Raw genomic sequence first — 22,335 nt, forward strand, 5'->3', positions numbered from 1 at the left:
GGAAAACAAAATTGTCGAGCTCCGAAAGTGCGACATAAAGCCGCCGCAATTAGTTGTTTTTCCACAGTTTTGACTTGTCCCCGTTTGCTGTGGAGCTGGCTGTGAATAACGTGGGAGTAGCTGGCTGAAAGCCTTTGAATCCGTGGCTTGCAGCGCTATGGTTGTTTTTTGATCAGGGTTTTTTCCGGGGCTCCAGGGCAGCTTTGTCAACCTTTTTCTTGGCAAGGAAAGTGCGGCAAATCGCAGTGCACAAGCCTGTGGATAAGTCTGTGGTTAAACTCTGGAAAGACTTGGCTGAGGGCCGTGGTTACTGGCTTGGCGCCATCGCAGGCTTGACCGCGCGGTCGGGAAATTGACCCTGGGTTACACAGCAGGCCGATTGGGGTCAAGCAAAAAAGTTTCAAATAGGCCCGCAAAGCCTTGTGGGTAGCGGCTTTCAGCTTTTCCACTTGCCCCCGGAATGTGTGGATGGGGCTGTGGATAAGGTGCGTGCATATGGCTGCAAGCCACGGCCGGCAAGGTGTTGCAAGTTTTGTTCATTTTTTGTACAGGTAGCGCGCCGGTTGCCGCTGTGCGCAAGGCCGGGCATGCTGCCTGCTGATTTTCTATTCCAATGGCTGCCGATCAGCCGTAGCAAGGAGAACACCATGTCCAACACCCTGTTTATTACCGGCGCGACTTCCGGTTTTGGTGAAGCCTGTGCCCGTCGTTTTGCCGAGGCCGGCTGGAAACTGGTGCTGACGGGGCGTCGTGAAGAGCGCCTCAACGCGCTGTGCGCCGAACTGTCGAAGCAGACCGAGGTGCACGGCCTGGTGCTCGATGTGCGTGACCGCAAGGCCATGGAAGAAGCCATTGGCAACCTGCCGCCATCCTTCGCCAAGCTGCGCGGACTTATCAACAACGCTGGCCTGGCCCTGGGTGTCGACCCGGCGCCCAAGTGCGATCTGGACGACTGGGACACCATGGTCGACACCAACATCAAGGGCCTGATGTACAGCACCCGGTTGCTGCTGCCGCGCTTGATCGCCCATGGTCGTGGTGCGGGCATCGTCAACCTCGGCTCGATTGCCGGCAACTACCCTTACCCGGGCAGCCATGTGTATGGCGCGAGCAAGGCGTTCGTCAAACAGTTCTCCCTGAACCTGCGCTGCGACCTTCAGGGCACCGGCGTGCGAGTCAGCAACATCGAACCGGGCCTGTGCGAAAGCGAGTTCTCGCTGGTGCGTTTCGCCGGTGACCAGGAGCGCTACAACGCCACCTACGCCGGTGCCGACCCGATCCAGCCGCAGGACATCGCCGATACCATTTTCTGGGTGCTCAATGCTCCAGCGCACATCAACATCAACAGTGTTGAGCTGATGCCGGTGAGTCAGACCTGGGCGGGGTTTGCGATTGATCGCAGTGGTGGCAAGGCGTAACACCGCATCACGGCTGTTCGCGGGCAAGCCTCGCTCCTACAGGTCACCGCCGACCTGTAGGAGCGAGGCTTGCCCGCGAATAGGCCGGAATGGACATCGCCGGACATCAGCTAGACTCCTCACCCAACAACCCCCGAGGAGAGCATGTGAGCAATCGAGGCGAGCAGGCGCTGCTCAAGCAATCGACCTTCCTGATGCTGGTGGTGACATTCGCCGGGATCATCACCGGGTTTGTCTCGGGTGCCCAATCCATCCTGTTCGATGGCTTCTTCTCGCTGGTTGCAGCCTTCATCAAGGTCCTGATGCTGATCACCGCCAGGCTGATCGCCAAGGAAAGCAATCAACGTTTCCAGTTCGGCTCCTGGCACCTCGAACCCATGGTGCTGGTGATCGAAGGCAGTTTCCTGTTGCTGGTGGCCATTTATGCCTTTCTCAACGGCGTGTTCGGCATCATCAGTGGTGGGCGCGAGGTCGAGCTCGGCCTGGTGATCTTCTACGCAGCGGTGTTCACCGTCATCGAGCTCATTTACTTTTTCTACGTCCGCCATCGCAATCGCACGCTCAAATCATCGCTGATCCAGTTCGACAACATCAGTTGGCTGGTGGACGCGATGCTCTCGGCCGGCCTGTTGGTGAGTTTCCTCATCGCGCTGCTGCTCAAGACCCAGGGCTACGATAAATGGGCGTTGTATGTCGACCCGATGATTCTGATCCTGCTGGCCCTGGGCATGCTCCCGCCGGCGTTCAAGATCCTCGGTCCGGCGTTGCGCGATGTGCTGGGAATTGTCCCGGATCAACTGGACGACAAGGTGCGCCAGGTGATGGAAGAGGCCAAGATCGAGCATGGCTTTGACGACTACATTTCCTACGTGCAGAAGCACGGAAGGGCGTGTTTCATCGAGATTCACATCGTGTTGCCGACCAATTATCGGCTGCACAGCGTGGTGCAACTGGATGCACTGCGAGAGGAAATTTCTGCGAAGCTCGGCAAGCCCGATGCGGCGAGATGGCTGACCATCAGCTTTACCGGGGATCGCAAGTGGATTGCCTGAGGCGACCGTTCAGTCAGCCAAGATACTCAGCCAATCCGCGATAACAGGTCGCCAGATGATAAGGCGTAGTCGAAGGCATGTCCCGACGACTCACTTCACCGTGCTCGTCACGGCACTCATACCAGCCACCCGCGTGCAGCGAGCGCTGCTGCAACGCCTGTAATTGACGCAACAGCGAAACCTCGCTGTCCGGCCGCAGGGTCAATGCGCGCAGGTATTCGGCCTGGGCCCAGATTCGCTGCGTTGCGTCCCGGGAACCGCCGTCCGGCCCCAGGTCCAGCATGGCCCGCACGGCACCGGTCTGTGGATCGACACCCAGTTGTTCGGTGAAGGCAAAGGCGCGTTCCAGCGAAGCATGCAAGGGTGAACCGCGCAGCAGCTCGGACGACTCCAGCAGGAAATACCACTCGAACTGATGCCCGGGTTCGAACCAGTTATCCACAGCGCCCAGCGGTTTTTCCATCAGCACGCCGTGTTGCGGATCGATAAACCGCTTCTGCATCCCTGTGCATAAGTCCACAAGCGCCTGTTGCACAGCGAGGTCTTCGCGCACCGACAGCGTGGCGAGGAAGGCTTCCGCCAGGTGCATCAACGGATTCTGCAGCGGTCCGCTGTTCAACGATGACCAGTCACGCGCAAGTTCCGCTTCGTAGAGGCCGTCGCCGCTGGCGAAACGTTGTGCGATCACTTCCAGCGCCGCGTTGAGCACCGATTCCACCAGCGGCTCGCGGACTTTGTCCCAATAGTGGGCGCAGGCGAACAGAATGAAGGCGTGGGTGTAGAGGTCTTTACGCTGATCCAGCGGCGCGCCCTGCGGGTCGATGCTGTAGAACCAGCCGCCGTGCTCGGCATCGTGGAAGTGCCGCTGCAAGGAACGGAACAGCGCCGCCGCGCGCTCCTGCGCACCTGGTACCTGGCCGATCAAGCTGGCAAACAGGTACAACTGCCGTGCGCAGGCCATGGCCCGGTAGCGTTGGGGGGGCAGCGGTTTGTGCTCGGCGTCCAGCGCCTCATAGGGCAGCGCCATCTCGGCATTCCAGCCGCGACCTTGCCAAAGCGGCACGATCACGTCCTGGAAGTGCTGTTGCACCGAGGCAAACAGGGCGGTCAGTTCAGGCTGGGAGGCGGAGCGGGAAACAGGCGGCATTGGCTGGCGTCGTCACGGCAGGGTTGATTGCGCGACATGTTAGCAGGCCTGAGCGAAGCGGTGTCTGTCAGGCTGTCTTCGTCGGAACGCCGCCCGGAGCAAGCCCGCTCCCACATTTGCCCTGCGTACACAGTTCCACTGTGGGAGCGAGCCTGCTCGCGATGACGGCATCACAGTCGATAGAGAGCTAGCCCGCCAACAACCAGACTCCGGTCGCCGCCGAAGCCGCACCCGCGAGTCGAACCAATGGCGCAGCAGCTTGCGGCAACACCCGCACCAGCGCATAACCAGCGGCATGCAGCGCTGCGGTCGCCGCGACAAACCCTGCGGCATACGCCCAAGGGCTGGACATATCCGGCAATTCCAGGCCATGGGCTACGCCATGGAACAGCGCAAACAGAGCCGTTGCCCCCATTGCCAGGCTCAACGGTGGACGCACCGCCAAGGCTACCGCCAGCCCCAGGGCAAGCACCGACGCAGCAATTCCACTTTCAAGCGCCGGCAGTTCCAGCCCTTCGAAGCCCAGCATCCCGCCGATCAGCATGGTGCCAACGAAAGTGCACGGCAGCGCCCAACGAGCAGCTCCTTGCTGCTGGGCCGCCCACAGGCCGACCGCGAGCATTGCCAGCAAATGGTCGAGGCCACCAATCGGGTGACTGATCCCGGCGAGCAGGCCGTTGTCGCCGTGCCCCGGGTGGGCGAACGCAACGGCGGGTGTCAACAGCAGCGCCATGGCGCCCAGAATGCGTTTCAGTGTCATGCAGAAGCTTCCTTGTCGATAAGTCATGATCAGGCTGCGGTCAGCAGGCCCTGGCGTTCGATGAAGGCGATGATCGCGTCCAGGCCCTGGCCGGTTTTCTGGTTGCTGAACACGAACGGCTTGCCGTTGCGCATGCGCGTGGTGTCGCTGTCCATCAGCGTCAACGAGGCTCCCACCAGGGGGGCCAGGTCAATTTTGTTGATCACCAGCAGGTCGGATTTGCAGATCCCCGGCCCGCCTTTGCGCGGCAGCTTGTCGCCAGCGGATACGTCGATCACGTAGATGGTCAGGTCGGACAGCTCCGGGCTGAAGGTGGCCGAGAGATTGTCGCCACCGGACTCCACCAGAATCAGGTCCAGCCCCGGGAAACGGCGGTTCAACTGATCCACGGCCTCAAGGTTGATCGAGGCGTCTTCGCGGATCGCCGTGTGCGGGCAGCCGCCGGTTTCCACGCCGATGATGCGTTCCGGCGCCAGCGCTTCGTTGCGCACCAGGAAATCAGCGTCTTCGCGGGTGTAGATATCGTTGGTCACCACCGCCAGGTTGTAGCGTTCGCGCAGGGCCAGGCACAGGGCCAGGGTCAGGGCGGTTTTACCGGAACCGACCGGGCCGCCGATACCGACGCGCAAAGGTTGTGTGTTCATGTGGTTCTCCAAAAAAGGGCGGCCAAAATATCAGGCCCTAGGAACGGAACAGACGGCTGTACTGGCGCTCGTGGGCCATGCACGCCAGGGACAGGCCAAACGCGGCGCTGCCAAAGTGTTCGGGGTTGATTCGGGTGGCGTCCTGCTGGGCCTGTTGCAACAGCGGCAGCAGTTCACTGGTCAAGCGCTGCGCGGCCTGCTGGCCCAGCGGCAAGGTTTTCATCAATACCGCCAGTTGGTTTTCCAGCCAGCTCCAGAGCCAGGCGGCCAGTGCGTCCTGCGGGCTGATCCGCCAGGCGCGAGCGGCCAACGCCCAGCCCAGGGCCAAATGGGGTTCGGGTCGCTGTGCGAGAAAGGCGCGGGCCGGTGAATCGAGTTCAGGCAGGCCGTTGAGCAACTGCTGCAAGGAGTAGCCCATTTGTCGGCTTTCCTGATGCAGTTCGCGGGTTTCCCGGCTGGCACGGTGTTCTTCGCAACGCTGCAGCAGTTCGCTCCAGTTTTCCTCGGCCGCGGCCACGCAATGGGCGAGCAGCAGCGGCGCCTCGAAGCGGGCGAGATTGAACAGCAACTGATCGCTGATCCAGCGTCGCGCGCTATCGGGATCGTGCACTCGGCCGTTGTCCACCGCCATTTCCAGGCCTTGGGAATAGCTGTAGCCGCCAATCGGCAATTGCGGACTGGCCAGGCGCAGCAAAGCCCATGCAGGGTTCATGGGCGCACGCCGAACTGGTGCAGTTTTGGCGGATAGTTGAAGTCTTCGTCACCGTGGCGCAAATGGTGATGGCCGCCGCCGTAGGCGCCGTGTTCAGGTTGAAACGCCGCCTCGATGGGCTCGGCTTGCGCGCCGAGTTGTTCGAGCATGGCCTTGAGCACGTAGTCATCGAGCAGGCGCAACCAGCCGTCGCCGACTTGCAGGGCAACGTGGCGATTACCCAGGTGATAAGCGGCACGGGTCAATTCGAAGGCATTGGCGCAGGTGACGTGCAGCAATTGCTCGGGGCGGGCACAGACGCGCACGACGCGGCCGTCTTCGGCTTGCAGACATTCGCCGTCATACAAGGGCGATTGACCGCGCTCCAAAAACAACCCCACGTCCTCACCCTCGGCACTGAAACAGCGCAAGCGGCTTTTGCTCCGGGCCTCGAAGGTCAGGTGCAGCTCGGCGGCCCAGTCGGGTTGAGGGTCGATTCTGCGATGAATCACCAGCATCGGAAAGCTTCCAGCAATGGACAATGCTCAGGCTAGAGCAAGGGGCTTGCCAATCCGGGGATGCGTAGGAAATGCCTGTAGGCAGCGTAGGAAAAGTTTCTGGGTGATCAGGATTTTGACTGAAATTGGTGCGCAGGTTCTTCCCTGTGCACCAAGTTGAAGCTCGGCGCGTGTGCATTGGCGGGGCTTATTCTGTGCTGCCGAGCCCCTGCCAATGCTTGAGGCCGATAAAGATGAACCGCAGCTGCTGGGTGATCTTTGCTTGCGGCGTCAAGTGCTCGGGTAGCGCTTCGACGGGTGGGTCGATGATGTCCGGCAAGGTGGCGAACACGCTTTTGACGATCAGGTCCGCCATGACGCTCAGGCCGGCCATGTCCAGGTGTTGCAGTTTCGGCATCAAGGACAGGTCGGCAGCCAGGTCCGAACTGATGTTCTCGCGCAGGCGACCGATGGCCAGGCGCACCGGCAATGAGCCGCCGTACTGCTCTCTGGCCAGAAACAGGAATTGCGAACGGTTGGCCGACACCACATCGAGAAATATCCGCACGGACGCATCGATGATGCCACCCATGACGAACTCGTTGTGCCGCACCAGGCGAATGGTTTCGCGGAAGGTTTGGCCGACTTCGCTCACCAGCACCAGGCCGAGTTCATCCATGTCGGCGAAATGCCGGTAGAAACCGGTGGGGACGATCCCGGCGGTTTTCGCAACTTCGCGCAGGCTCAGGCTGCCAAATCCTCGGCCGCCCTCCATCAAATGGCGGGCCGCGTCCATCAAGGCGTTGCGGGTTTGTTGTTTCTGTTCGGCGCGGGGCAGCATTGCAAGGGCGTTTTCTGAAAAGGACTGCGGCGCACTCTAGCAAATAGGCTTTGCCGGCGTCGAACGACATGGGGGTAGATCAGGCGGGGGAGGTGCAGTTTCAACAAAGGTAATGACCAGAAAATCAAAAGCCCAATCCGGTGATTGGGCTTTTTTTCACGGCCACCATGGGCTTAGCTCATGGAACTGTTGCGTTCGATGACACGGTCACCACCGCCTTCGGCAACGGTTTGACCTTGTGGAGTTTGATCGTAGCCGTCTTCAGTGATCAGGCCTTTTTCTCTCAGGCGATCGTTACCACCTTCGGCGACGGTTTGACCGGGAGTGCGGTCGGAGCCATCAGCGGCGACGGTTTGACCTGGGGTACGGTCGGAACCATCAGCGGCGACGGTTTGACCTGGGGTACGGTCGGAACCATCAGCAGCGACGGTTTGACCAGGGGTGCGGTCGGAGCCATCAGCGGCAACGGTTTGGCTGAACACCGAGTGAGTGTCTTTCACTTGCGGGGTGGCCTGGTCAGCGGCCGGCAGCGCAAAAGCGGTGCTGGCCAGCATTGAAAGTGTAAGGCTAAGCAGAAGTTGGCGTTTCATGATGGGGTGCTCCGTAGGAGGGCGATAAATTGGGTACGAAGGCAATGCTACTCTTGATAAGTCGATATAAAAGTTCATAAACGCAATGTTAATAATCAACGGAATTGATTGTTCTCTACAGCCCTTCTAAACCGGGCCTTTGCGGCGCACCGAGGTGGGTATTTTCGACTCAATCGCGCCACGCAAAAGTGCGGGGCCGGTAACGCTGAGTGGGATCAGGGCGCCGTGTTCAATCGGTCAATGGCAGCAAAATCGGATTTTCGATTAAACCTGCGGGCTATTTGCCAGTCGTAGACTGCATAACGGGCCGGTTCTGGCCCTGCGTTTCTCCTGAGCATCGCGATCGTGACGCTCAGCCGTATCAGGAGCCCTGTGCAATGACGCGCACCCGTAAGATTCTCGCCTGGAGCATGACCAGCTTCGTTGTGTTGTTGGCCGTGCTGGTGCTGGTCATCGTGTTCTTCGACTGGAACCGGATCAAACCGCCCCTCAATGCCAAGGTGTCTGAAGAGCTGCACCGTCCGTTCGCCATCAACGGCGACCTGGCGGTGGTCTGGCGCCGCGAACCCGACGAGGGCGGCTGGCGTGCCTGGGTGCCCTGGCCGCATGTGGTGGCGCACGATCTGAGCCTGGGCAACCCGGACTGGTCGAAGACACCGCAGATGGCCAGCCTCAAGCGCGTCGAGTTGCGCATCTCGCCCCTGGCCTTGTTGGCGCAGCGTGTGGTGATCCCGCGCATCGACCTTACCGAACCCACTGCCCAGTTACAGCGCCTGGCCGACGGTCGTGCCAACTGGACCTTCAAATTCGACCCCAAAGATCCGAACGCCAAGCCTTCGCCATGGGTGGTGGATATCGGCGCGATCGGCTTCGACAAGGGACATGTCACCCTCGACGACCAGAAGCTGAAGACTCAACTGGACCTGCTGATCGACCCCCTGGGCAAGCCGATTCCCTTCAGTGAAATCGTCGGTGACAAAGCGGCGAAAACGGCCTCCGAACAGGGTGGCGCGCCTCAGGATTACGCGTTTGCACTGAAGGTCAAAGGCCAGTACCACGCTCAGAAACTCACGGGCCAGGGCAAGATCGGCGGCTTGCTGGCGCTGCAGGACGCGGCCCGGCCGTTTCCGCTGCAGGCGCAAGCGAAGATCGGCGACACCAGCGTCGAGCTGGCCGGCACGCTGACCGATCCGATGAATCTGGGCGCCCTGGATCTGCGCCTGAAACTGGCCGGCACCAGCCTGGGCAACCTTTACCCGCTGACCGGCGTGACCCTGCCGGACACGCCGCCCTATGCCACCGACGGCCATCTGATCGCCAAGCTGCATGAGCCGGGCGGTGCGGTGTTTCGTTACGAGGCGTTCAACGGCACGATCGGCGCGAGCGACATCCATGGCAGCCTGGCCTACGTCGCCGGCCAGCCCCGCCCCAAACTCAGCGGTTCAGTGCTATCCAATCAATTATTGTTTGCCGACTTGGCCCCGTTGATCGGCGCCGACTCCAATGCCAAGCAGAAAGCCCGCGGCGGCGAGAGCAAGCAGCCGGCGGACAAGGTACTGCCGGTCGAGGAGTTCAAGACCGATCGCTGGCGCGACATGGACGCGGATGTCGAATTCACCGGAAAGCGCATCGTCCACAGCGAAAGGTTGCCATTCAACGATCTCTACACGCACCTGGTGCTCACTGATGGTGTGCTCAGCCTCGAGCCGCTGCGCTTCGGTGTGGCCGGTGGCAAGCTGGACGCGCAGATTCGCCTGAACGGGCACGCCGAACCGCTGGAAGGCCGGGCACAACTCACCGCCCGGGGGTTCAAGCTCAAGCAGTTGTTCCCGACCTTCGAACCGATGAAAACCAGCTTCGGCCAACTCAATGGCGATGCTGACATCACCGGGCGCGGCAATTCGGTGGCCAAGTTGCTCGGCAGCGCCAACGGCAAGCTGAAAATGTTGATCAACGACGGCGCCATCAGTCGTGAACTGATGGAGCTGGCCGGGTTGAACGTTGGCAACTATGTGATCGGCAAGATCTTTGGCGACAAGGAAGTGAAGATCAACTGCGCCGCCGCCGACTTCGACATCAAGAGCGGTCTGGCCACGACGCGGTTGTTCGTCTTCGATACCGAGAACGCCATCATCTACATTGATGGCACGGCGAACATGGCCACCGAGCAACTGGACTTGACCATCACGCCGGAATCCAAGGGCTGGCGGCTGATCTCGTTGCGTTCGCCGCTGTATGTGCGGGGCAAGTTCATCAAACCCGACGCCGGGGTGAAAGCCGTTCCCTTGATGTTGCGTGGGGCCGGGATGGTTGCCCTGGGTGTGATTGCCGCCCCAGCGGCGGGTTTGTTGGCATTGGTAGCGCCGAGCGGCGGAGAGCCGAACCAGTGCGCGCCGTTGCTGGAGCAGATGAAGGCGGGCAAGGCGCCGAAGTCCGTGGAAAGATAAAGGACTGGCACATTATTTAGCAACGCACGCTAGTGGTGTCAGGTTGGCCAAGAGCGTGCCGATCGAATGGTACATAATTGCTAATTTGAAAGAGGGGTAGCATCAAGATGAAACAGTTTTGTTTTGATTTTGCTGCCCAGCTTTTGGATTACAGTATTTCGAATATTGGCGTAGCTGTCTTCATCAAGATAAGTAATCCACTGGTTGATTTCCGGTGTGCCGATAATTTTATTAAAGGGCAGTTCCTCGTCGAAGATAGCAATGTCGACGGGGGCGGTCGTGTTGAAGCGAATAACTGATGAAATGACCATTCCGTCTTCGCGGACAATGGTCAATAGAGGACAAACGGTGGTGATTGTCTGTTTGTCTTTTTTCTCTATCGATTGGATTCTATTCAGTATCGACGAGAGTTTTTCTGAGTTGTCGGGTAACTGTCTTATTTTAGTAAAGCAGTCTGTAATATCGTCAAGTTGAGTGGCTGATAAATATCTGGATAAGGTAAGTTTTGCAAGGCTTAGCAGGCTCGCTGATTCAATTTCTGGGGTTTGAGTGCCTTGACTTTTAAGTAACCATGATAGATTGCCCAAGAGTTTTTTATACGAGTGGAACCAAGCGTCTGAGGCAATACCATTTGGGTTTGAAACCAGATGTGCGAGCAAGCTGGAGTTCAAAATGTCATGTTTGAAGGAGTTGGAGTGCTCTCCAAAAAATAGAGTGATGTTTCCATCAGTAATATAGCTGTCTAGTATAGTGTCGGCCATTTTTGTTTTCGCTTTGTGCATTGTCGTTAAAATAGCTCAAGGGGGCATGAGCTATTGTATTGAAGCGTTCGCTTTACGCCATGTCTGGGATCTCAGCGAGAGCATCTCGCGAAGTTTTGCCGATTTTATCGAGAACGCCTTGACGTATCCCCGCATAACTATCCACATTGAGGTATACTGCTTGTGCGGCTGTTTTTATTGTTGTTTCCTGGGTGGTCGATTTCCACCAGAGAATCCCTCTGCTGCTTTCGCTTACATTCAGGCTATTGCAGTTAAGAATCATCATCGGGTAGCCTTCCTTGGTCTCCCAAATCGGCGACATGTCGAACTTTGCGTCAGCTCCGAGATTGGCTGTGCTGTTATAAATGTTAACCAGACCATCACTATTTTTAATTTTTGCTACGCCTTTTCCGGCCATATCTGCCAGTTTTGAAATGTTGGCGCCTACAAGGCCTTGCAATACGTACAGAGCCACGGTGTCCATGGTCAAGCCACTGCGTCTAATCGTCTGTTCCTTGAGCTGGGATGCTTGAATAACCCAGCCGAGCTTTTGCATGGTTTCGACGTAGTACTTATACCATTGGTACAGCTCTTTTTGTGGGTCGTAAAGTTTGGTGGCGGCATTTTGTACCAATTGCTTGCAGTTGTTGACGTCTTTACGGTTTTGTATGCTAACGCCCTCCATGAAGAGGTTGATCATTTCTTTTCCAACAGTGCCGCTTGACTTACTTGGGTCAATGGGAAGCTCAGGTGCGAAAGCTCGAATGGATGGCGTGCTGGTTACAGGCAGAGCAGGCAGGGAATCCAGGAATTCAAGTCGCTGTTCGATGTGCATGTCTATAGTCCTTTATATTTGAGCAGACGGTCTGTCTGTGGGGTTAATATAAAGAACTGAGGTTTGGCGTCTAGCAGTCGTTTGTAACTTTATGCTGTTAGTTTTGGCTGCAGGTTAATAGATAAAGAAAGGGACTTGTTGAAGTTTGATTCAATATGGCTTTTCAGCTATTACAGGACGTTCAGGATGCCCGCTTTATCAGCATGTGAGAGTTGAACTTGGTTTTACCACTCCTGCGCTTGGCCAGACAGCCGAGCTTCCTCTTGCAACCAAGCGAAAAATGCCCGAACCGGCGGATGCCGCTCGCGTCCAGGCACGCACAGTGCGCTGTAACCGGCGCCATCCACCTGCACTTCGCCCCGATAAGGCAGCAGCAATCCACTGGCGACGCTTTCTGACACCAGAATATTGCTCGCCAGCACCAGACCTTGCCCGGCAATCGCCGCTTGCAGGGCGTAATGCTCTTCATCGTATTCGCGCACGGTGGGCTGACCCGCCAGCCAAGCCTCGCCGGACTGCGTACACCAAGCTTCCCAACCATGGGCGTAGAGTTTGGAGTTGTGCCAGCGCACGCTGATCAGCGTAGGCGTGTGGTGGGCCGCCAAGGTTACTTGCCCGGGCGAGCCGTACACGCCAAACGACTCGTCGAACAGGCAAAGGCCATACAGATTCGGATAGTCATCGAGGCTGTAGCGCACTACCAGGTCGACACTGGCGTCCTGATGCAGATCGATGACCTCGCAATGGGTGTCCAGGCGCAGGCTGATGTTCGGGTGTCGGGCATAGAAACGCCCCAGGCGCGGCACCAGCCACAGGGCGGCAAAGGCGGCGGTGGTGGAGATGGTCAGGTTCGTGCCGCTGCGGTGGGGGCGCAGGGTGTCGACGCTTTGCGCCACTTCCAGGAAAGCGCCGTGCAGGCTGTGGAACAATCGCTCGCCGCCTTCGGTCAGGCGTACCTGGCGCGGCAGCCGCTCAAACAGCTGCACGCCGAGCCAGGTTTCCAGCGAGCGGATCTGATGGGATACCGCCGTTGGAGTGACCGACAGTTCTTCGGCGGCGGCCTTGAAGCTCAGCAGGCGTGAGGCGGATTCAAAAGCACGCAGGGCGGTCAATGGCAACGAGGCGAACATGACGACTCCACGGATGAAATGGATTCATCCAGACTGATTTTTGTTCAGTTGAAGGGGGACAGCGCTGAGCTCCAAGCTGCAAGCCACCAGCAGTTTGAGTTTAGTCCCAAGGAGAGTCAGATGAGCACAGTTCTTGCGATTCATGCCAGCCCACGTGGTGAGCGTTCGCACTCCCGGCGTTTGGCCGAAGTCTTTCTGTCGGCCTGGCAGGCCCGTCACCCGCAATCGAAGCTGACCCGTCGCGAAGTCGGCCGGGCATTGATTCCACCGGTCAACGAGGCGTTCGTCGCCGCCGCGTTCTATCCCCAACCCGATGCACGACCGCTGTCGATGCAAGCGGACCTGGCGTTCAGCGACACGCTGGTCGGCGAGTTGCTTGGGCATGACCTGCTGGTTGTTTCCACGCCGATGCACAACTTCAGCGTGCCAAGCGGCTTGAAAGCCTGGATCGACCAGATCGTTCGGCTCGGGCTGACCTTCAATCACACCCTGGATAACGGTATCGCGCAGTACGAGCCACTGGTGCTGGGAAAAAAAGCCTTGATCGTGACCAGTCGCGGCGGTTTCGGGTTTGGCCCGGGGGGCGAGCTGGAGGCCATGAACCATGCGGATACGCTTTTACGCACGGCGTTGGGTTTCATCGGCATCACCGATGTCACCGTGGTCGCCGCCGAAGGCGAAGAGTCCGAGGCGCGTACCTTCGATGTCTCTGCCGCCGAAGCGGAGCAGCGCTTGTTGGCCCTGGCCAGGGAGTTCTAGATGGCCTGGCTGTTTTTGCTGATCGCCGCCGGGTTCGAAGTCACCTTCGCCATGGGCATGAAGTATGCCGAGGGCTTCACCCGGCTCTGGCCATCGCTGATGACCATCGTCGCGGCGGTGGGCGGGATCTACTTCCTGACCCTGGCCATGCGCGAACTGCCGGTGAGCATCGCCTACCCGATCTGGACCGCCATCGGATCGCTGGGCACGGTGTTACTTGGCTTTGCCTTGCTCGGTGAGAGTCTGACCGCGGTCAAGCTGCTGTCGGTCGGGCTGATCGTGGCGGGTGTGGTGGGGCTGAAGTAGGGCGGATGTCCTAGACTGGTCGTCGGTTTGTCATGTTCGCTGGCGAAGCTTGGCGGATGTCTTGCAACCGCCAGGCGTCACCTCACCATTCACAAGGATGTTCGCCCATGTCGCAAGGTTCGGCCACGCGTTATCCGCTGGTGCTGGTCCCGGGAATGCTCGGGTTTGTCCGTCTGGTGCTCTATCCGTACTGGTACGGGATCGCCGAGGCCTTGCGCCGTGGTGGTGCGGTGGTGTTTGCGGTGCAGGTTTCGCCGCTCAACTCCTGCGAAGTGCGCGGTGAGCAATTGCTGGCGCGGATTGAAGAGATTCTGCGCCAGACCGGTGCCGGGAAGGTCAACCTGATCGGCCACAGCCAGGGCTCGCTCACCGCCCGCTACGCGGCGGCCAAACGCCCGGACCTGGTCGCCTCGGTGACCTCGGTTGCGGGGCCCAACCATGGTTCGGAACTGGCCGATTATCTGCACCAACACTATCCGCATGGCAGTGCCATGGGGCTGCTGGTGAGCTTTTTGGTACGGTGCGTCGCGGCGCTGATGAGCCTGCTGGAAACCGGCTATCGCGGACCGAAATTGCCGGTGGATATCCATGCCTCCCATCATTCGCTCACCACTGAAGGCGTGGCGCTGTTCAATCAACGTTATCCACAGGGGCTGCCCGACACCTGGGGCGGGCACGGACCGGAAGAGGTGAACGGCGTGCGCTACTACTCCTGGTCCGGCACCTTGCAGCCGGGAAAGACTGATCGCGGGCGCAACCTGTTCGATGGCACCAACCGCAGTTGCCGGTTGTTCGCCCGGACCTTCGTGCGCGAGGCCGGGCATTGCGACGGGATGGTCGGGCGTTACAGCTCGCACCTGGGGACAGTGATTGGCGATGAGTATCCGCTGGACCATTTCGACATCGTCAATCAGTCGTTGGGACTGGTGGGGAAGGGGGCGGAGCCGATCCGGTTGTTTGTCGAGCATGCTGCGCGGCTAAAAGCGGCAGGCCTGTAAGTGATCAGGCAAGGCTGACCTTGCGGCCCAGCACGGTGGTCCAGCGCTCGGAAAGAATCACCCCGCCCAACGTCAACAACCCGCCCACCAGGTGGTACATCGCCAACTGCTCGTGCAGCACCACCGCCGCAATCAGCGCGGTAATCAACGGCAGCAAATTGAAGAACAGCGTGGTCCGGCTCGGCCCCAAACGCACCACGGCTTGCATCCAGGCCAGCGGTGCGACCATCGAGGCCAGCAGGCAGGCGTAAAGCACCAACGGAATATTGTGCAGGGTCGGGCCGATTTTCGGTGAGGCGAGAAACAGCGGAAACAACACCACCACCGCCACCAGCACCTGCAGATACAGCAACACCAAGGGTGGTAAACGCAGCTGCCATTTTTTCAGCAAAGTGCTGTAGATCGCATAGGCCAGGGTGGCGATCATCATCATCGCGTCGCCCAGGTTCACCCCATGCTCCAGCAGCACGCCAAGGCTGCCGGACGAGACCACCACCAACACCCCGGCAAACGACAGCACCGCACCCGCCAGTGCGCCGAGGGTCAGGCGTTGGCCGAGGCTGATGATCGCCATGGCCAGCGACATCAGCGGCATCAGCGACAGGATGATGCCCATGTTGGTCGCGGAGGTCAGGCTCGCGGCGAAGTACGCCAGGCTTTGGTAAACCGCCATGCCGAGCACACCGAGGACAAAGATCTTGCCCAGGTTCGGGCGAATCGACGGCCAGTGGGCAATCACCGGTTTGAGCATGAAGGGCGTGAACAACAACCCGGCCAGCAGCCAGCGGTAAAAACCGATCTCGGCGGGGTAGATCGCCCCGGCCGACATTTTGGTGATCACGGTGTTGCCGGCCCAGATGAAAATGGCCAGCAGGGGATAAGCGTATTGCATGGGAAAAACCAGAACGTTAATGAGGGGCGATTATCCCTTGTCTGGATACAGGCCTATACTTCGATCCAGACAACCCGCCCCTGATTCCGGACAGCATGACCAGTAAACACATCGACCTGCTGGATTTCACTGAGCTGCCCGCCCCGGTGTATTTCCGCTACGCCGATTTTGATGCACACCGTTTTGCCTCGGCGCATCGCCACCCCTGGGGCACGCTGGAGTATTCGGCCCACGGCGTGCTGCACATGGAAATCGGCGGCAGTCGCTTCATGTCACCGCCGCAATACGCGGTATGGGTGCCCCCCGAGACCGAGCACAGCTTCTACAGCAACCAGCCGATCAATTATCGCGCGGTCTGCCTGGCGCCCACCCTGTGCGCTGATCTGCCGCAAGAGGCCTGCACACTGGCCATCAGCGACATTCTCAAGGCTATCCTCAAGGACTTTGCCGCCCGGGACGTGAAGATCCCCGAGCAAGCCGCGGACAAGCGTCTGGCCCAGGTATTGGTGGATCAACTGCAGCAAGCGCCAGTGCAGGAGTGTTATCTGCCCTACGCCAGCAGTTACCGATTGCTTGGCATTCTGGAGGCGCTGCAGGCCGAGCCTGGGGATAACCGGCCACTGGCGGACTGGGCCGCGCAGATTCATGTCAGCGAACGCACACTGGCGCGACAGTTTGTCCGCGAGTTGGGTATGAGTTTCGGTGAATGGCGCCAACGCCTGCGCTTTCTGACGGCGATCGAAGCCTTGGACAGCCACCGCAGTATCCAGGACGTCGCCTTCGATTTGGGCTACAGCACCGGCTCGGCCTTCATCGCCATGTTCCAGCGCCAGGCCGGGTGTACGCCGGAGCAGTATCGACGCAGCCACCTGGAGACAAGATGAAGGTGTAACAGGTGTTGTCTACACTCCAGAGCAAGGCCGTTCCCCTCGGTGCGGCAATAAGGAGAAAACTCCATGAAGATGCTGCGTGCCCCTTTGCTGATGATCGGTTTGCTCCTGTGCTCCCAAGGCTTTGCCGCCACTGACCAACAGAACAAGATGACCACCTGCAACGCCGACGCCACGGCCAAAAGCCTCAAGGGCGATGAGCGCAAAGCCTTCATGAGCAATTGCCTCAAGGCGGCGCCAGCGGCCAATGACGCCAAGGCCTTGACCCCACAGCAGGAGAAGATGAAAACCTGCAATGCCGACGCCGCGACCAAGGCCCTCAAGGGTGATGAGCGCAAGGCGTTCATGAGTGACTGCCTGAAGAAAAAATAAACATGGGGCCGGGAAATATGGAGGCTGCGAGAGCCTTTTCGCGAGCATGCAAGGGCTGGGCAAAAACCGAGTGGCCCCCGACAAAGGTCGACCCACACAATTCCTAGTGCTGACACCGGATCGCTGGCAGACTGCCAATCCTTTTACGCCGTTCGTTTTGAGGCTGTATGCCAACGTTTTCTCAACGCCAAGTTTTGCTGGTCATCAGCTGGGTCATCATTTTCGGCGGACTGCTGCTGGTGATTCCGCTGCGGTTGCTGCCCAGCCTGCTGGCCGGGCTGCTGGTGTTCGAACTGGTCAACATGCTCACCCCACAGTTGCAACGGCTGATCGAAGGACGGCGTGCGCGTTGGCTCGCGGTGGCATTGCTGGGGACTTTGATTGTCAGTGTGTTGGCGCTGATCTTTGCCGGCGCCATCAGTTTTCTGCTGCACGAAGCGGAAAACCCCGGCGCCTCCCTCGACAAGTTCATGGGCGTAGTCGATCGCGCGCGCGGTCAGCTGCCACCCTTCATCGATGCCTACCTGCCCGCCAGTGCCGCCGAGTTCCGCGTGGCGATCGGCGAGTGGATCAGTAAACACCTCAGTGACTTGCAGCTCGTAGGCAAGGACGCTGCGCACATGTTCGTGACGTTGCTGATCGGCATGGTGTTGGGCGCGATCATTGCCTTGCAGCGCATTCCGGACCTGACCAAACGCAAACCGCTGGCCGCGGCGCTGTTCGACCGCCTGCACTTGCTGGTGCAAGCGTTTCGCAACATCGTGTTCGCCCAGATCAAGATTTCCCTGCTCAACACGTTCTTTACCGGGATATTCCTGGCCGTGGTGCTGCCGATGTTCGGCATCAAGCTGCCACTGACCAAGACCCTGATCGTGCTGACCTTCCTGCTCGGCCTGTTGCCGGTGATCGGCAACCTGATGTCGAACACCCTGATCACCATTGTCGGCCTGTCGTTGTCGATCTGGGTGGCGATGGCCGCGCTGGGCTATCTGATTGTCATCCACAAGCTCGAGTATTTTCTCAACGCGCGGATCGTTGGCGGGCAGATCAGTGCCAAGTCGTGGGAGTTGCTCTTGGCAATGCTGGTGTTCGAAGCCGCGTTCGGCCTGCCGGGGGTGGTGGCAGGACCGATTTATTACGCGTACCTGAAGAGCGAGTTGAAGCAGGTGGGGATGGTTTGATCAGGTACATATAGTGCCTGATTCGACGCCATCGCGAGCAGGCTCGCTCCCACATTAGTCCTGAGTATTCAGGCCCATTGTGGGAGCGAGCCTGCTCGCGAATGGCCGCACCAAGGTTTCGGATCAGTCCATTGAACCGTAACGCTTGGCCGCCTCGATCGCCAAACCACTGCCGATGCTGCCAAAGATATTCCCTTCCACATGCCGCGCATTCGGCAACATCGCCGACACGCTGTTGCGCAGCGCCGGAATACCACTCGAACCACCGGTGAAGAACACCGTGTCCACCTGATCGACCCGCACGTCGGCGTCTGCCAGCAACCGGCTGACGCTGTTTCGCACACGCTCCAGCAGATTGTCGATGGCCGATTCGAACAATGCCCGGCTCAACTCCACGCTCAATCCGGGTTCGATGCGGTCCAGAGGGACAATACGGCTGTCGACATGGGTCAGTTCGATCTTGGTTTCTTCGGTCAGCATGGCCAGCCAGTGCCCGGCGCGCTGCTCGATCAGCTTGAACAGGCGGTCGATGCCACCGGTGTCTTCGATGTCGTAGCGCATGCTGCCCAGGGCCAGCTGGGACTTCTGCGAATACACCGAGTTGATGGTGTGCCAGGTCGCCAGGTTCATGTGATGGCTGGTCGGCATGTAGGCACCGCTCTTCATCCGGCTGCCGTAGCCGAACAGTGGCATCAGGCCCTGCAAGCTCAACTGCTTGTCGAAGTCGGTCCCGCCGATGTGCACACCGCCGGTGGCGAGGATGTCATCCTGGCGGTTATCCACACCCCGACGCTCTGGCGACAGGCGCACCAGCGAGAAGTCGGAGGTACCACCGCCGATGTCGACGATCAGTACCAGCTCTTCCTTCTCGATGGTCGACTCGTAGTCGAACGCGGCGGCAATCGGTTCGAACTGGAAGGACACTTCCTTGAAACCGATCTTGCGCGCAACGTCCACCAGGGTGTCTTCGGCCTCTTTGTCGGCCATCGGATCATCGTCGACGAAGAACACAGGGCGGCCCAGCACCACTTCTTCGAACTCCCGACCGGCGGCGACTTCGGCACGGCTCTTGAGCTGACCGATGAAGAGGCCCAGCAGGTCCTTGAACGGCATCGCCGTGCCAAGAACACTGGTGTCGTGCTTGATCAGTTTGGAGCCCAGCAGGCTCTTGAGCGAGCGCATCAGGCGGCCTTCATACCCTTCCAGGTACTCGTGCAGCGCCAGTCGACCGTACACCGGGCGGCGTTCTTCGAGGTTGAAGAAGACCACCGAGGGCAAGGTGATCTTGTCATCCTCCAGCGCAATCAGCGTTTCCATGCCGGGGCGCAGCCAACCGACGGTGGAGTTGGACGTGCCAAAGTCGATACCTACGGCACGGGCTGGAGATGCGTTTTTCATGTCTTTCGAGTTCCGGTTAAAAAACGGCCGCGCAGTGTATGCCAGTGCGGCACAGAATCGAAGGCCGGTTATCCGCTAAATCTTGCCGTTCACCGCTTGAAAGACGCGTCATCACCCCCAAACTACCCTGCATCAACCGGCTAGCCCCCGGGGCGAACACAAGTCGCCCTGCACGCTGCCGATAAACTTCTGATGCGCTGCCCGGTCACAACCTTGAGATCGGTCAACCTCTGCGCTGCAAACAGGCGCATGCTGTGGCAGGTGGCGCGATTTCGATAACGGATGGTGATTCCCGCGATGGACTTCAAAGACTATTACAAGATTCTCGGTGTGGAGCCGACGGCAGACGACAAGGCGATCAAGGCCGCCTATCGCAAGCTGGCGCGCAAATACCACCCTGACGTCAGCAAGGAAAAGGACGCCGAGGCCAAGTTCAAGGACGCCTCTGAAGCCTATGAGGCGCTGAAAAGCGCTGACAAACGCGCCGAATACGACGAATTGCGCCGCTATGGCCAGCATGGCCAACCGTTCCAGGGGCCACCAGGCTGGCAGAGCCGTGGCGGCTTCGGCGGCGGCCAGGACACCGGCGATTTTTCGGACTTCTTCAGTTCGATCTTCGGTAACCGCGGCCCCGGTTTCGGTGGCGGTGGACAACAATCACGTCGCAGCACCGGACGTCGAGGGCAAGACGTGGAAATGGAACTTGGGGTTTTTCTGGAAGAAACCCTGTCGACCGAGTCGAAGAAGGTCACCTTCCAGGTCCCGCAGTACAATGCGGCCGGCCAGCATGTTAGCAACACCAGCAAAAGCCTGAACGTGAAGATCCCGGCGGGCGTGAGCGATGGTGAGCGTATTCGCCTCAAGGGCCAGGGTGCTCCGGGTGTCGGCGGTGGTGCCAATGGCGACCTGTACCTGACCATTCGCTTTGCGCCGCACCCGAAATTCGACGTCGAAGGCGAGAACCTGATCATCACGTTGCCGCTGGCACCGTGGGAGCTGGCTTTGGGCACTGAAGTCGCCGTGCCGACCCTGACCGGCAAGATCAACCTAAAGGTCCCGGCGGGCAGCCAGAACGGCCAACGCATGCGCGCCAAGGGCCACGGCCTGTTGAACAAGGCGGGTGAGCGCGGCTATCTGTTCATCCAGTTCAAAGCCGTAATGCCCAAGGCCGCAGACGATGAGGTCAAGGCGCTGTGGCAGGAACTGGCGAAAAAAGCCGCCTTCAACCCACGAGAAAATTTTTGAACCCAGCGACGGAGTAGCCCATCATGAGCAGCCCCCTGACCGTTCAACTGGACCTGGCAGAATTTTGTGAGGCGAGCGACCTGACAGACGTCTACGTGATCGAAATCGTCGAGCACGGCATCCTCGAACCTCAGGGCGCGCAGCCCAAGGACTGGCGCTTCACCGATTACGAACTGACCCTGGCCAAACGCGCCGCCAAGCTGCGGCGCGATCTTGAGCTGGAGTGGGAAGGGGTTGCCCTGGCGCTGGACCTACTTGAGGAGGTCCAGCAGCTGCGGGCCGAGAACCGGATGCTCAAGCAGCGGTTGGGGCGCTTGGTGGTGGAGTAGGTGGCGCCATCGATGCGTCATACCTTTCTCGGCAGCATCACGGTAAACAGCGTTCCGTCTGTTTCGCTCGAACTGACCTCAACCGTCCCGCGGTGCGCATCCACCACTTCCTTGACGATAAACAATCCCAGACCGAGGCTGGTGGATGGCTGGCCCAGTTCTTCGTCGGCGCTGCGCACCAGTGGATCGAAGATCGTACCGATGTCTTTCTCGGCAATCGGCGCGCCATAGTTGTGCACCGTGAGGTGAACGGTGTCGGGTTTGCCGCTGAGCGTCACCGTGACATCGCCTTTGGTCGAGCCATGCTGCAATGCATTGCCAATAAGGTTTTGCAGCAACTGACTCAGCCGCGCGGCATCCCAGACGCCCTGCATATCCCCCGCTACTTTTAACCTTGGATCGCACTCGGGGTTTCCAGCGCACGCCTGGGCAATCGCCTCATGCGCCACGGCAGCCAGGTCCGTGGGCGTGGGGTCTATCGGCAGGCTTTTGCCCAAGCGGCTGCGCACCAGTTCCAGCAAATCATTGACCATCGCCGCCATATGCCGCGTGCCGCGCTTGATGTTGTTGGCGCAAGTCAGTGCCACGCCTTCCAACGGCGTTTTGCGCATCAGCAATTCGGTGGACATGCTCACCGCCTGCAAGGGCGCGCGCAGGTCATGGCCGAGAATCGCCAGGAAGATATCCCGCGAACGATTGACCTGTTCGGCATAGGCGGCGGTGGATTCGGCGAGGGCTTCGTCGATGGCTTCGTTGAAACGGATCATGTCCTGGAAGTACGCCATATCCGGCGACTCCAGGCTGTTGACCCACAGGCGAATCACGCAGGCGCGCAGGTGGCGAAATTCGCTGGTCATCTGTACCAGATCGAAGCCCACGGTATGCCGCAACTCGCCATGGCTGGCGCCGGCTTCGTCCAGACTCGGGGTTTTTTCGGGGCCTTCGCCCTTGGCCTTGGCCAACTGTTCGCTGGCGGTCTGCGCCGTGTTCATGTCACGCGCGGCGGCCAACAGAATCGCCTTGGCATGGTCGCGCAAGGCTGCACGGTCCAGGTTGACTGCCGCCGGCGTGATGGTTTTGGCGAACTGCTCCCATTCATCAACGATACGGTCCACGTGTTGCCTGATGAAATCGGGGAGACGCATGGCCAGA

24 protein-coding genes are annotated in these 22,335 nt (G+C 59.5%); 11 read left to right on the forward strand and 13 right to left on the reverse strand.

All coding sequences use genetic code 11. The features are described from left to right. Nucleotides 1-647 precede the first annotated feature (647 nt). Together OH720_RS02610 and OH720_RS02615 are read left to right on the forward strand one after the other, a co-directional pair. Nucleotides 648-1,418, forward strand: coding sequence for an SDR family oxidoreductase (locus OH720_RS02610; RefSeq protein WP_180204039.1), 771 nt, complete (start codon nt 648-650; stop codon nt 1,416-1,418). 146 nt (nt 1,419-1,564) lie between these two features. After that, on the forward strand, nt 1,565-2,470 hold the full coding sequence (locus tag OH720_RS02615) for a cation diffusion facilitator family transporter (protein ID WP_272604446.1): 906 nt from the start codon (nt 1,565-1,567) through the stop codon (nt 2,468-2,470). A gap of 13 nt (nt 2,471-2,483) precedes the next feature. Here the strand turns inward: OH720_RS02615 and OH720_RS02620 are convergent, their stop codons facing one another. From OH720_RS02620 to OH720_RS02650, 7 genes are all read right to left on the reverse strand, one after another. Beyond that, the gene (locus OH720_RS02620) at nt 2,484-3,617 is read right to left on the reverse strand and encodes an AGE family epimerase/isomerase (protein WP_272604447.1); all 1,134 of its coding nucleotides are present in this window, start codon (nt 3,615-3,617) and stop codon (nt 2,484-2,486) included. A 187-nt stretch (nt 3,618-3,804) separates the two neighbouring features. Then, entirely contained in the window at nt 3,805-4,377 is a 573-nt protein-coding gene (locus OH720_RS02625; protein ID WP_272604448.1) for a HupE/UreJ family protein, read from the reverse strand. 29 nt (nt 4,378-4,406) lie between these two features. Then, nucleotides 4,407-5,021 carry an urease accessory protein UreG gene (gene ureG, locus OH720_RS02630; protein ID WP_008058937.1) on the reverse strand — a complete coding sequence of 205 codons (615 nt, stop codon included), beginning with the start codon at nt 5,019-5,021 and terminating at the stop codon, nt 4,407-4,409. 37 nt (nt 5,022-5,058) lie between these two features. Continuing rightward, nucleotides 5,059-5,733: an urease accessory protein UreF gene (locus OH720_RS02635; RefSeq protein WP_272604449.1), complete on the reverse strand. Its 675-nt coding sequence runs from the start codon at nt 5,731-5,733 to the stop codon at nt 5,059-5,061. Then, entirely contained in the window at nt 5,730-6,230 is a 501-nt protein-coding gene (ureE, locus tag OH720_RS02640) for an urease accessory protein UreE (RefSeq protein ID WP_272604450.1), read from the reverse strand. Before ureE ends, OH720_RS02635 begins: the two co-directional genes overlap by 4 nt. A gap of 187 nt (nt 6,231-6,417) precedes the next feature. Beyond that, complete coding sequence (locus OH720_RS02645; protein ID WP_180204045.1) at nt 6,418-7,050, reverse strand: TetR family transcriptional regulator; 633 nt, start codon at nt 7,048-7,050, stop codon at nt 6,418-6,420. A 173-nt stretch (nt 7,051-7,223) separates the two neighbouring features. Continuing rightward, nucleotides 7,224-7,640 (reverse strand): hypothetical protein, encoded by a 417-nt coding sequence (locus tag OH720_RS02650; protein ID WP_272604451.1) that lies wholly within the window; start codon nt 7,638-7,640, stop codon nt 7,224-7,226. A 377-nt stretch (nt 7,641-8,017) separates the two neighbouring features. Between OH720_RS02650 and OH720_RS02655 the strand changes: the two genes are divergently transcribed. Continuing rightward, on the forward strand, nt 8,018-10,087 hold the full coding sequence (locus OH720_RS02655) for an AsmA family protein (protein WP_272604452.1): 2,070 nt from the start codon (nt 8,018-8,020) through the stop codon (nt 10,085-10,087). Between the two features lie 80 nt (nt 10,088-10,167). On the opposite strand, the gene OH720_RS02660 is transcribed toward OH720_RS02655, so the two are convergent. The 3 genes from OH720_RS02660 to OH720_RS02670 all read right to left on the reverse strand — a co-directional run bounded on the left by OH720_RS02660 (nt 10,168) and on the right by OH720_RS02670 (nt 12,813). Then, a complete protein-coding gene (locus OH720_RS02660) occupies nt 10,168-10,848 on the reverse strand; it encodes a hypothetical protein (RefSeq protein ID WP_272604453.1) in 681 nt (226 codons plus the stop codon). 73 nt (nt 10,849-10,921) lie between these two features. Then, on the reverse strand, nt 10,922-11,683 hold the full coding sequence (locus OH720_RS02665) for a hypothetical protein (protein WP_272604454.1): 762 nt from the start codon (nt 11,681-11,683) through the stop codon (nt 10,922-10,924). A gap of 224 nt (nt 11,684-11,907) precedes the next feature. Beyond that, on the reverse strand, nt 11,908-12,813 hold the full coding sequence (locus OH720_RS02670) for a LysR substrate-binding domain-containing protein (protein ID WP_272604455.1): 906 nt from the start codon (nt 12,811-12,813) through the stop codon (nt 11,908-11,910). A gap of 120 nt (nt 12,814-12,933) precedes the next feature. Here OH720_RS02670 and OH720_RS02675 point away from each other — a divergent pair, with 120 nt between their 5' ends. From OH720_RS02675 to OH720_RS02685, 3 genes are all read left to right on the forward strand, one after another. After that, entirely contained in the window at nt 12,934-13,572 is a 639-nt protein-coding gene (locus tag OH720_RS02675) for an FMN-dependent NADH-azoreductase (protein ID WP_272604456.1), read from the forward strand. Further along, complete coding sequence (locus OH720_RS02680) at nt 13,573-13,878, forward strand: DMT family transporter (protein WP_272604457.1); 306 nt, start codon at nt 13,573-13,575, stop codon at nt 13,876-13,878. A 107-nt stretch (nt 13,879-13,985) separates the two neighbouring features. Beyond that, nucleotides 13,986-14,876: an esterase/lipase family protein gene (locus tag OH720_RS02685; protein ID WP_272604458.1), complete on the forward strand. Its 891-nt coding sequence runs from the start codon at nt 13,986-13,988 to the stop codon at nt 14,874-14,876. Between the two features lie 4 nt (nt 14,877-14,880). On the opposite strand, the gene OH720_RS02690 is transcribed toward OH720_RS02685, so the two are convergent. Continuing rightward, entirely contained in the window at nt 14,881-15,768 is an 888-nt protein-coding gene (locus tag OH720_RS02690) for a DMT family transporter (RefSeq protein ID WP_272604459.1), read from the reverse strand. A 95-nt stretch (nt 15,769-15,863) separates the two neighbouring features. On the opposite strand from OH720_RS02690, the gene OH720_RS02695 reads away from it, so the two are divergent. From OH720_RS02695 to OH720_RS02705, 3 genes are all read left to right on the forward strand, one after another. Further along, nucleotides 15,864-16,652 carry an AraC family transcriptional regulator gene (locus OH720_RS02695; RefSeq protein WP_272604460.1) on the forward strand — a complete coding sequence of 263 codons (789 nt, stop codon included), beginning with the start codon at nt 15,864-15,866 and terminating at the stop codon, nt 16,650-16,652. A 72-nt stretch (nt 16,653-16,724) separates the two neighbouring features. After that, nucleotides 16,725-17,030 carry a PsiF family protein gene (locus tag OH720_RS02700; protein WP_008058913.1) on the forward strand — a complete coding sequence of 102 codons (306 nt, stop codon included), beginning with the start codon at nt 16,725-16,727 and terminating at the stop codon, nt 17,028-17,030. A gap of 167 nt (nt 17,031-17,197) precedes the next feature. Then, nucleotides 17,198-18,211, forward strand: a complete 1,014-nt coding sequence (locus tag OH720_RS02705; protein WP_008058906.1) for an AI-2E family transporter — start codon at nt 17,198-17,200, stop codon at nt 18,209-18,211. A gap of 123 nt (nt 18,212-18,334) precedes the next feature. Here the strand turns inward: OH720_RS02705 and OH720_RS02710 are convergent, their stop codons facing one another. Next, entirely contained in the window at nt 18,335-19,609 is a 1,275-nt protein-coding gene (locus OH720_RS02710; RefSeq protein WP_272604461.1) for an Hsp70 family protein, read from the reverse strand. A gap of 297 nt (nt 19,610-19,906) precedes the next feature. Between OH720_RS02710 and OH720_RS02715 the strand changes: the two genes are divergently transcribed. Together OH720_RS02715 and OH720_RS02720 are read left to right on the forward strand one after the other, a co-directional pair. Continuing rightward, a complete protein-coding gene (locus OH720_RS02715) occupies nt 19,907-20,854 on the forward strand; it encodes a DnaJ C-terminal domain-containing protein (RefSeq protein ID WP_272604462.1) in 948 nt (315 codons plus the stop codon). 23 nt (nt 20,855-20,877) lie between these two features. Further along, the gene (locus tag OH720_RS02720; protein WP_272604463.1) at nt 20,878-21,183 is read left to right on the forward strand and encodes a chaperone modulator CbpM; all 306 of its coding nucleotides are present in this window, start codon (nt 20,878-20,880) and stop codon (nt 21,181-21,183) included. 17 nt (nt 21,184-21,200) lie between these two features. Here the strand turns inward: OH720_RS02720 and OH720_RS02725 are convergent, their stop codons facing one another. Next, nucleotides 21,201-22,328 carry a sensor histidine kinase gene (locus OH720_RS02725; protein WP_272604464.1) on the reverse strand — a complete coding sequence of 376 codons (1,128 nt, stop codon included), beginning with the start codon at nt 22,326-22,328 and terminating at the stop codon, nt 21,201-21,203. Between the last annotated feature and the right edge of the window lie 7 nt (nt 22,329-22,335).

The organism is Pseudomonas sp. WJP1 (genome assembly GCF_028471945.1).
Lineage (GTDB): Bacteria > Pseudomonadota > Gammaproteobacteria > Pseudomonadales > Pseudomonadaceae > Aquipseudomonas.

Coding starts and splice junctions, on each gene's coding strand:
- OH720_RS02610 (WP_180204039.1), top strand. CDS start 648: ATGTCCAACACCCTGTTTATTACCGGCGCGACTTCCGGTTTTGGTGAA.
- OH720_RS02620 (WP_272604447.1), bottom strand. CDS start 3,617: ATGCCGCCTGTTTCCCGCTCCGCCTCCCAGCCTGAACTGACCGCCCTG.
- OH720_RS02625 (WP_272604448.1), bottom strand. CDS start 4,377: ATGACACTGAAACGCATTCTGGGCGCCATGGCGCTGCTGTTGACACCC.
- ureG (WP_008058937.1), bottom strand. CDS start 5,021: ATGAACACACAACCTTTGCGCGTCGGTATCGGCGGCCCGGTCGGTTCC.
- OH720_RS02635 (WP_272604449.1), bottom strand. CDS start 5,733: ATGAACCCTGCATGGGCTTTGCTGCGCCTGGCCAGTCCGCAATTGCCG.
- ureE (WP_272604450.1), bottom strand. CDS start 6,230: ATGCTGGTGATTCATCGCAGAATCGACCCTCAACCCGACTGGGCCGCC.
- OH720_RS02645 (WP_180204045.1), bottom strand. CDS start 7,050: ATGCTGCCCCGCGCCGAACAGAAACAACAAACCCGCAACGCCTTGATG.
- OH720_RS02650 (WP_272604451.1), bottom strand. CDS start 7,640: ATGAAACGCCAACTTCTGCTTAGCCTTACACTTTCAATGCTGGCCAGC.
- OH720_RS02655 (WP_272604452.1), top strand. CDS start 8,018: ATGACGCGCACCCGTAAGATTCTCGCCTGGAGCATGACCAGCTTCGTT.
- OH720_RS02660 (WP_272604453.1), bottom strand. CDS start 10,848: ATGGCCGACACTATACTAGACAGCTATATTACTGATGGAAACATCACT.
- OH720_RS02665 (WP_272604454.1), bottom strand. CDS start 11,683: ATGCACATCGAACAGCGACTTGAATTCCTGGATTCCCTGCCTGCTCTG.
- OH720_RS02670 (WP_272604455.1), bottom strand. CDS start 12,813: ATGTTCGCCTCGTTGCCATTGACCGCCCTGCGTGCTTTTGAATCCGCC.
- OH720_RS02675 (WP_272604456.1), top strand. CDS start 12,934: ATGAGCACAGTTCTTGCGATTCATGCCAGCCCACGTGGTGAGCGTTCG.
- OH720_RS02680 (WP_272604457.1), top strand. CDS start 13,573: ATGGCCTGGCTGTTTTTGCTGATCGCCGCCGGGTTCGAAGTCACCTTC.
- OH720_RS02685 (WP_272604458.1), top strand. CDS start 13,986: ATGTCGCAAGGTTCGGCCACGCGTTATCCGCTGGTGCTGGTCCCGGGA.
- OH720_RS02690 (WP_272604459.1), bottom strand. CDS start 15,768: ATGCAATACGCTTATCCCCTGCTGGCCATTTTCATCTGGGCCGGCAAC.
- OH720_RS02695 (WP_272604460.1), top strand. CDS start 15,864: ATGACCAGTAAACACATCGACCTGCTGGATTTCACTGAGCTGCCCGCC.
- OH720_RS02700 (WP_008058913.1), top strand. CDS start 16,725: ATGAAGATGCTGCGTGCCCCTTTGCTGATGATCGGTTTGCTCCTGTGC.
- OH720_RS02705 (WP_008058906.1), top strand. CDS start 17,198: ATGCCAACGTTTTCTCAACGCCAAGTTTTGCTGGTCATCAGCTGGGTC.
- OH720_RS02710 (WP_272604461.1), bottom strand. CDS start 19,609: ATGAAAAACGCATCTCCAGCCCGTGCCGTAGGTATCGACTTTGGCACG.
- OH720_RS02715 (WP_272604462.1), top strand. CDS start 19,907: ATGGACTTCAAAGACTATTACAAGATTCTCGGTGTGGAGCCGACGGCA.
- OH720_RS02720 (WP_272604463.1), top strand. CDS start 20,878: ATGAGCAGCCCCCTGACCGTTCAACTGGACCTGGCAGAATTTTGTGAG.
- OH720_RS02725 (WP_272604464.1), bottom strand. CDS start 22,328: ATGCGTCTCCCCGATTTCATCAGGCAACACGTGGACCGTATCGTTGAT.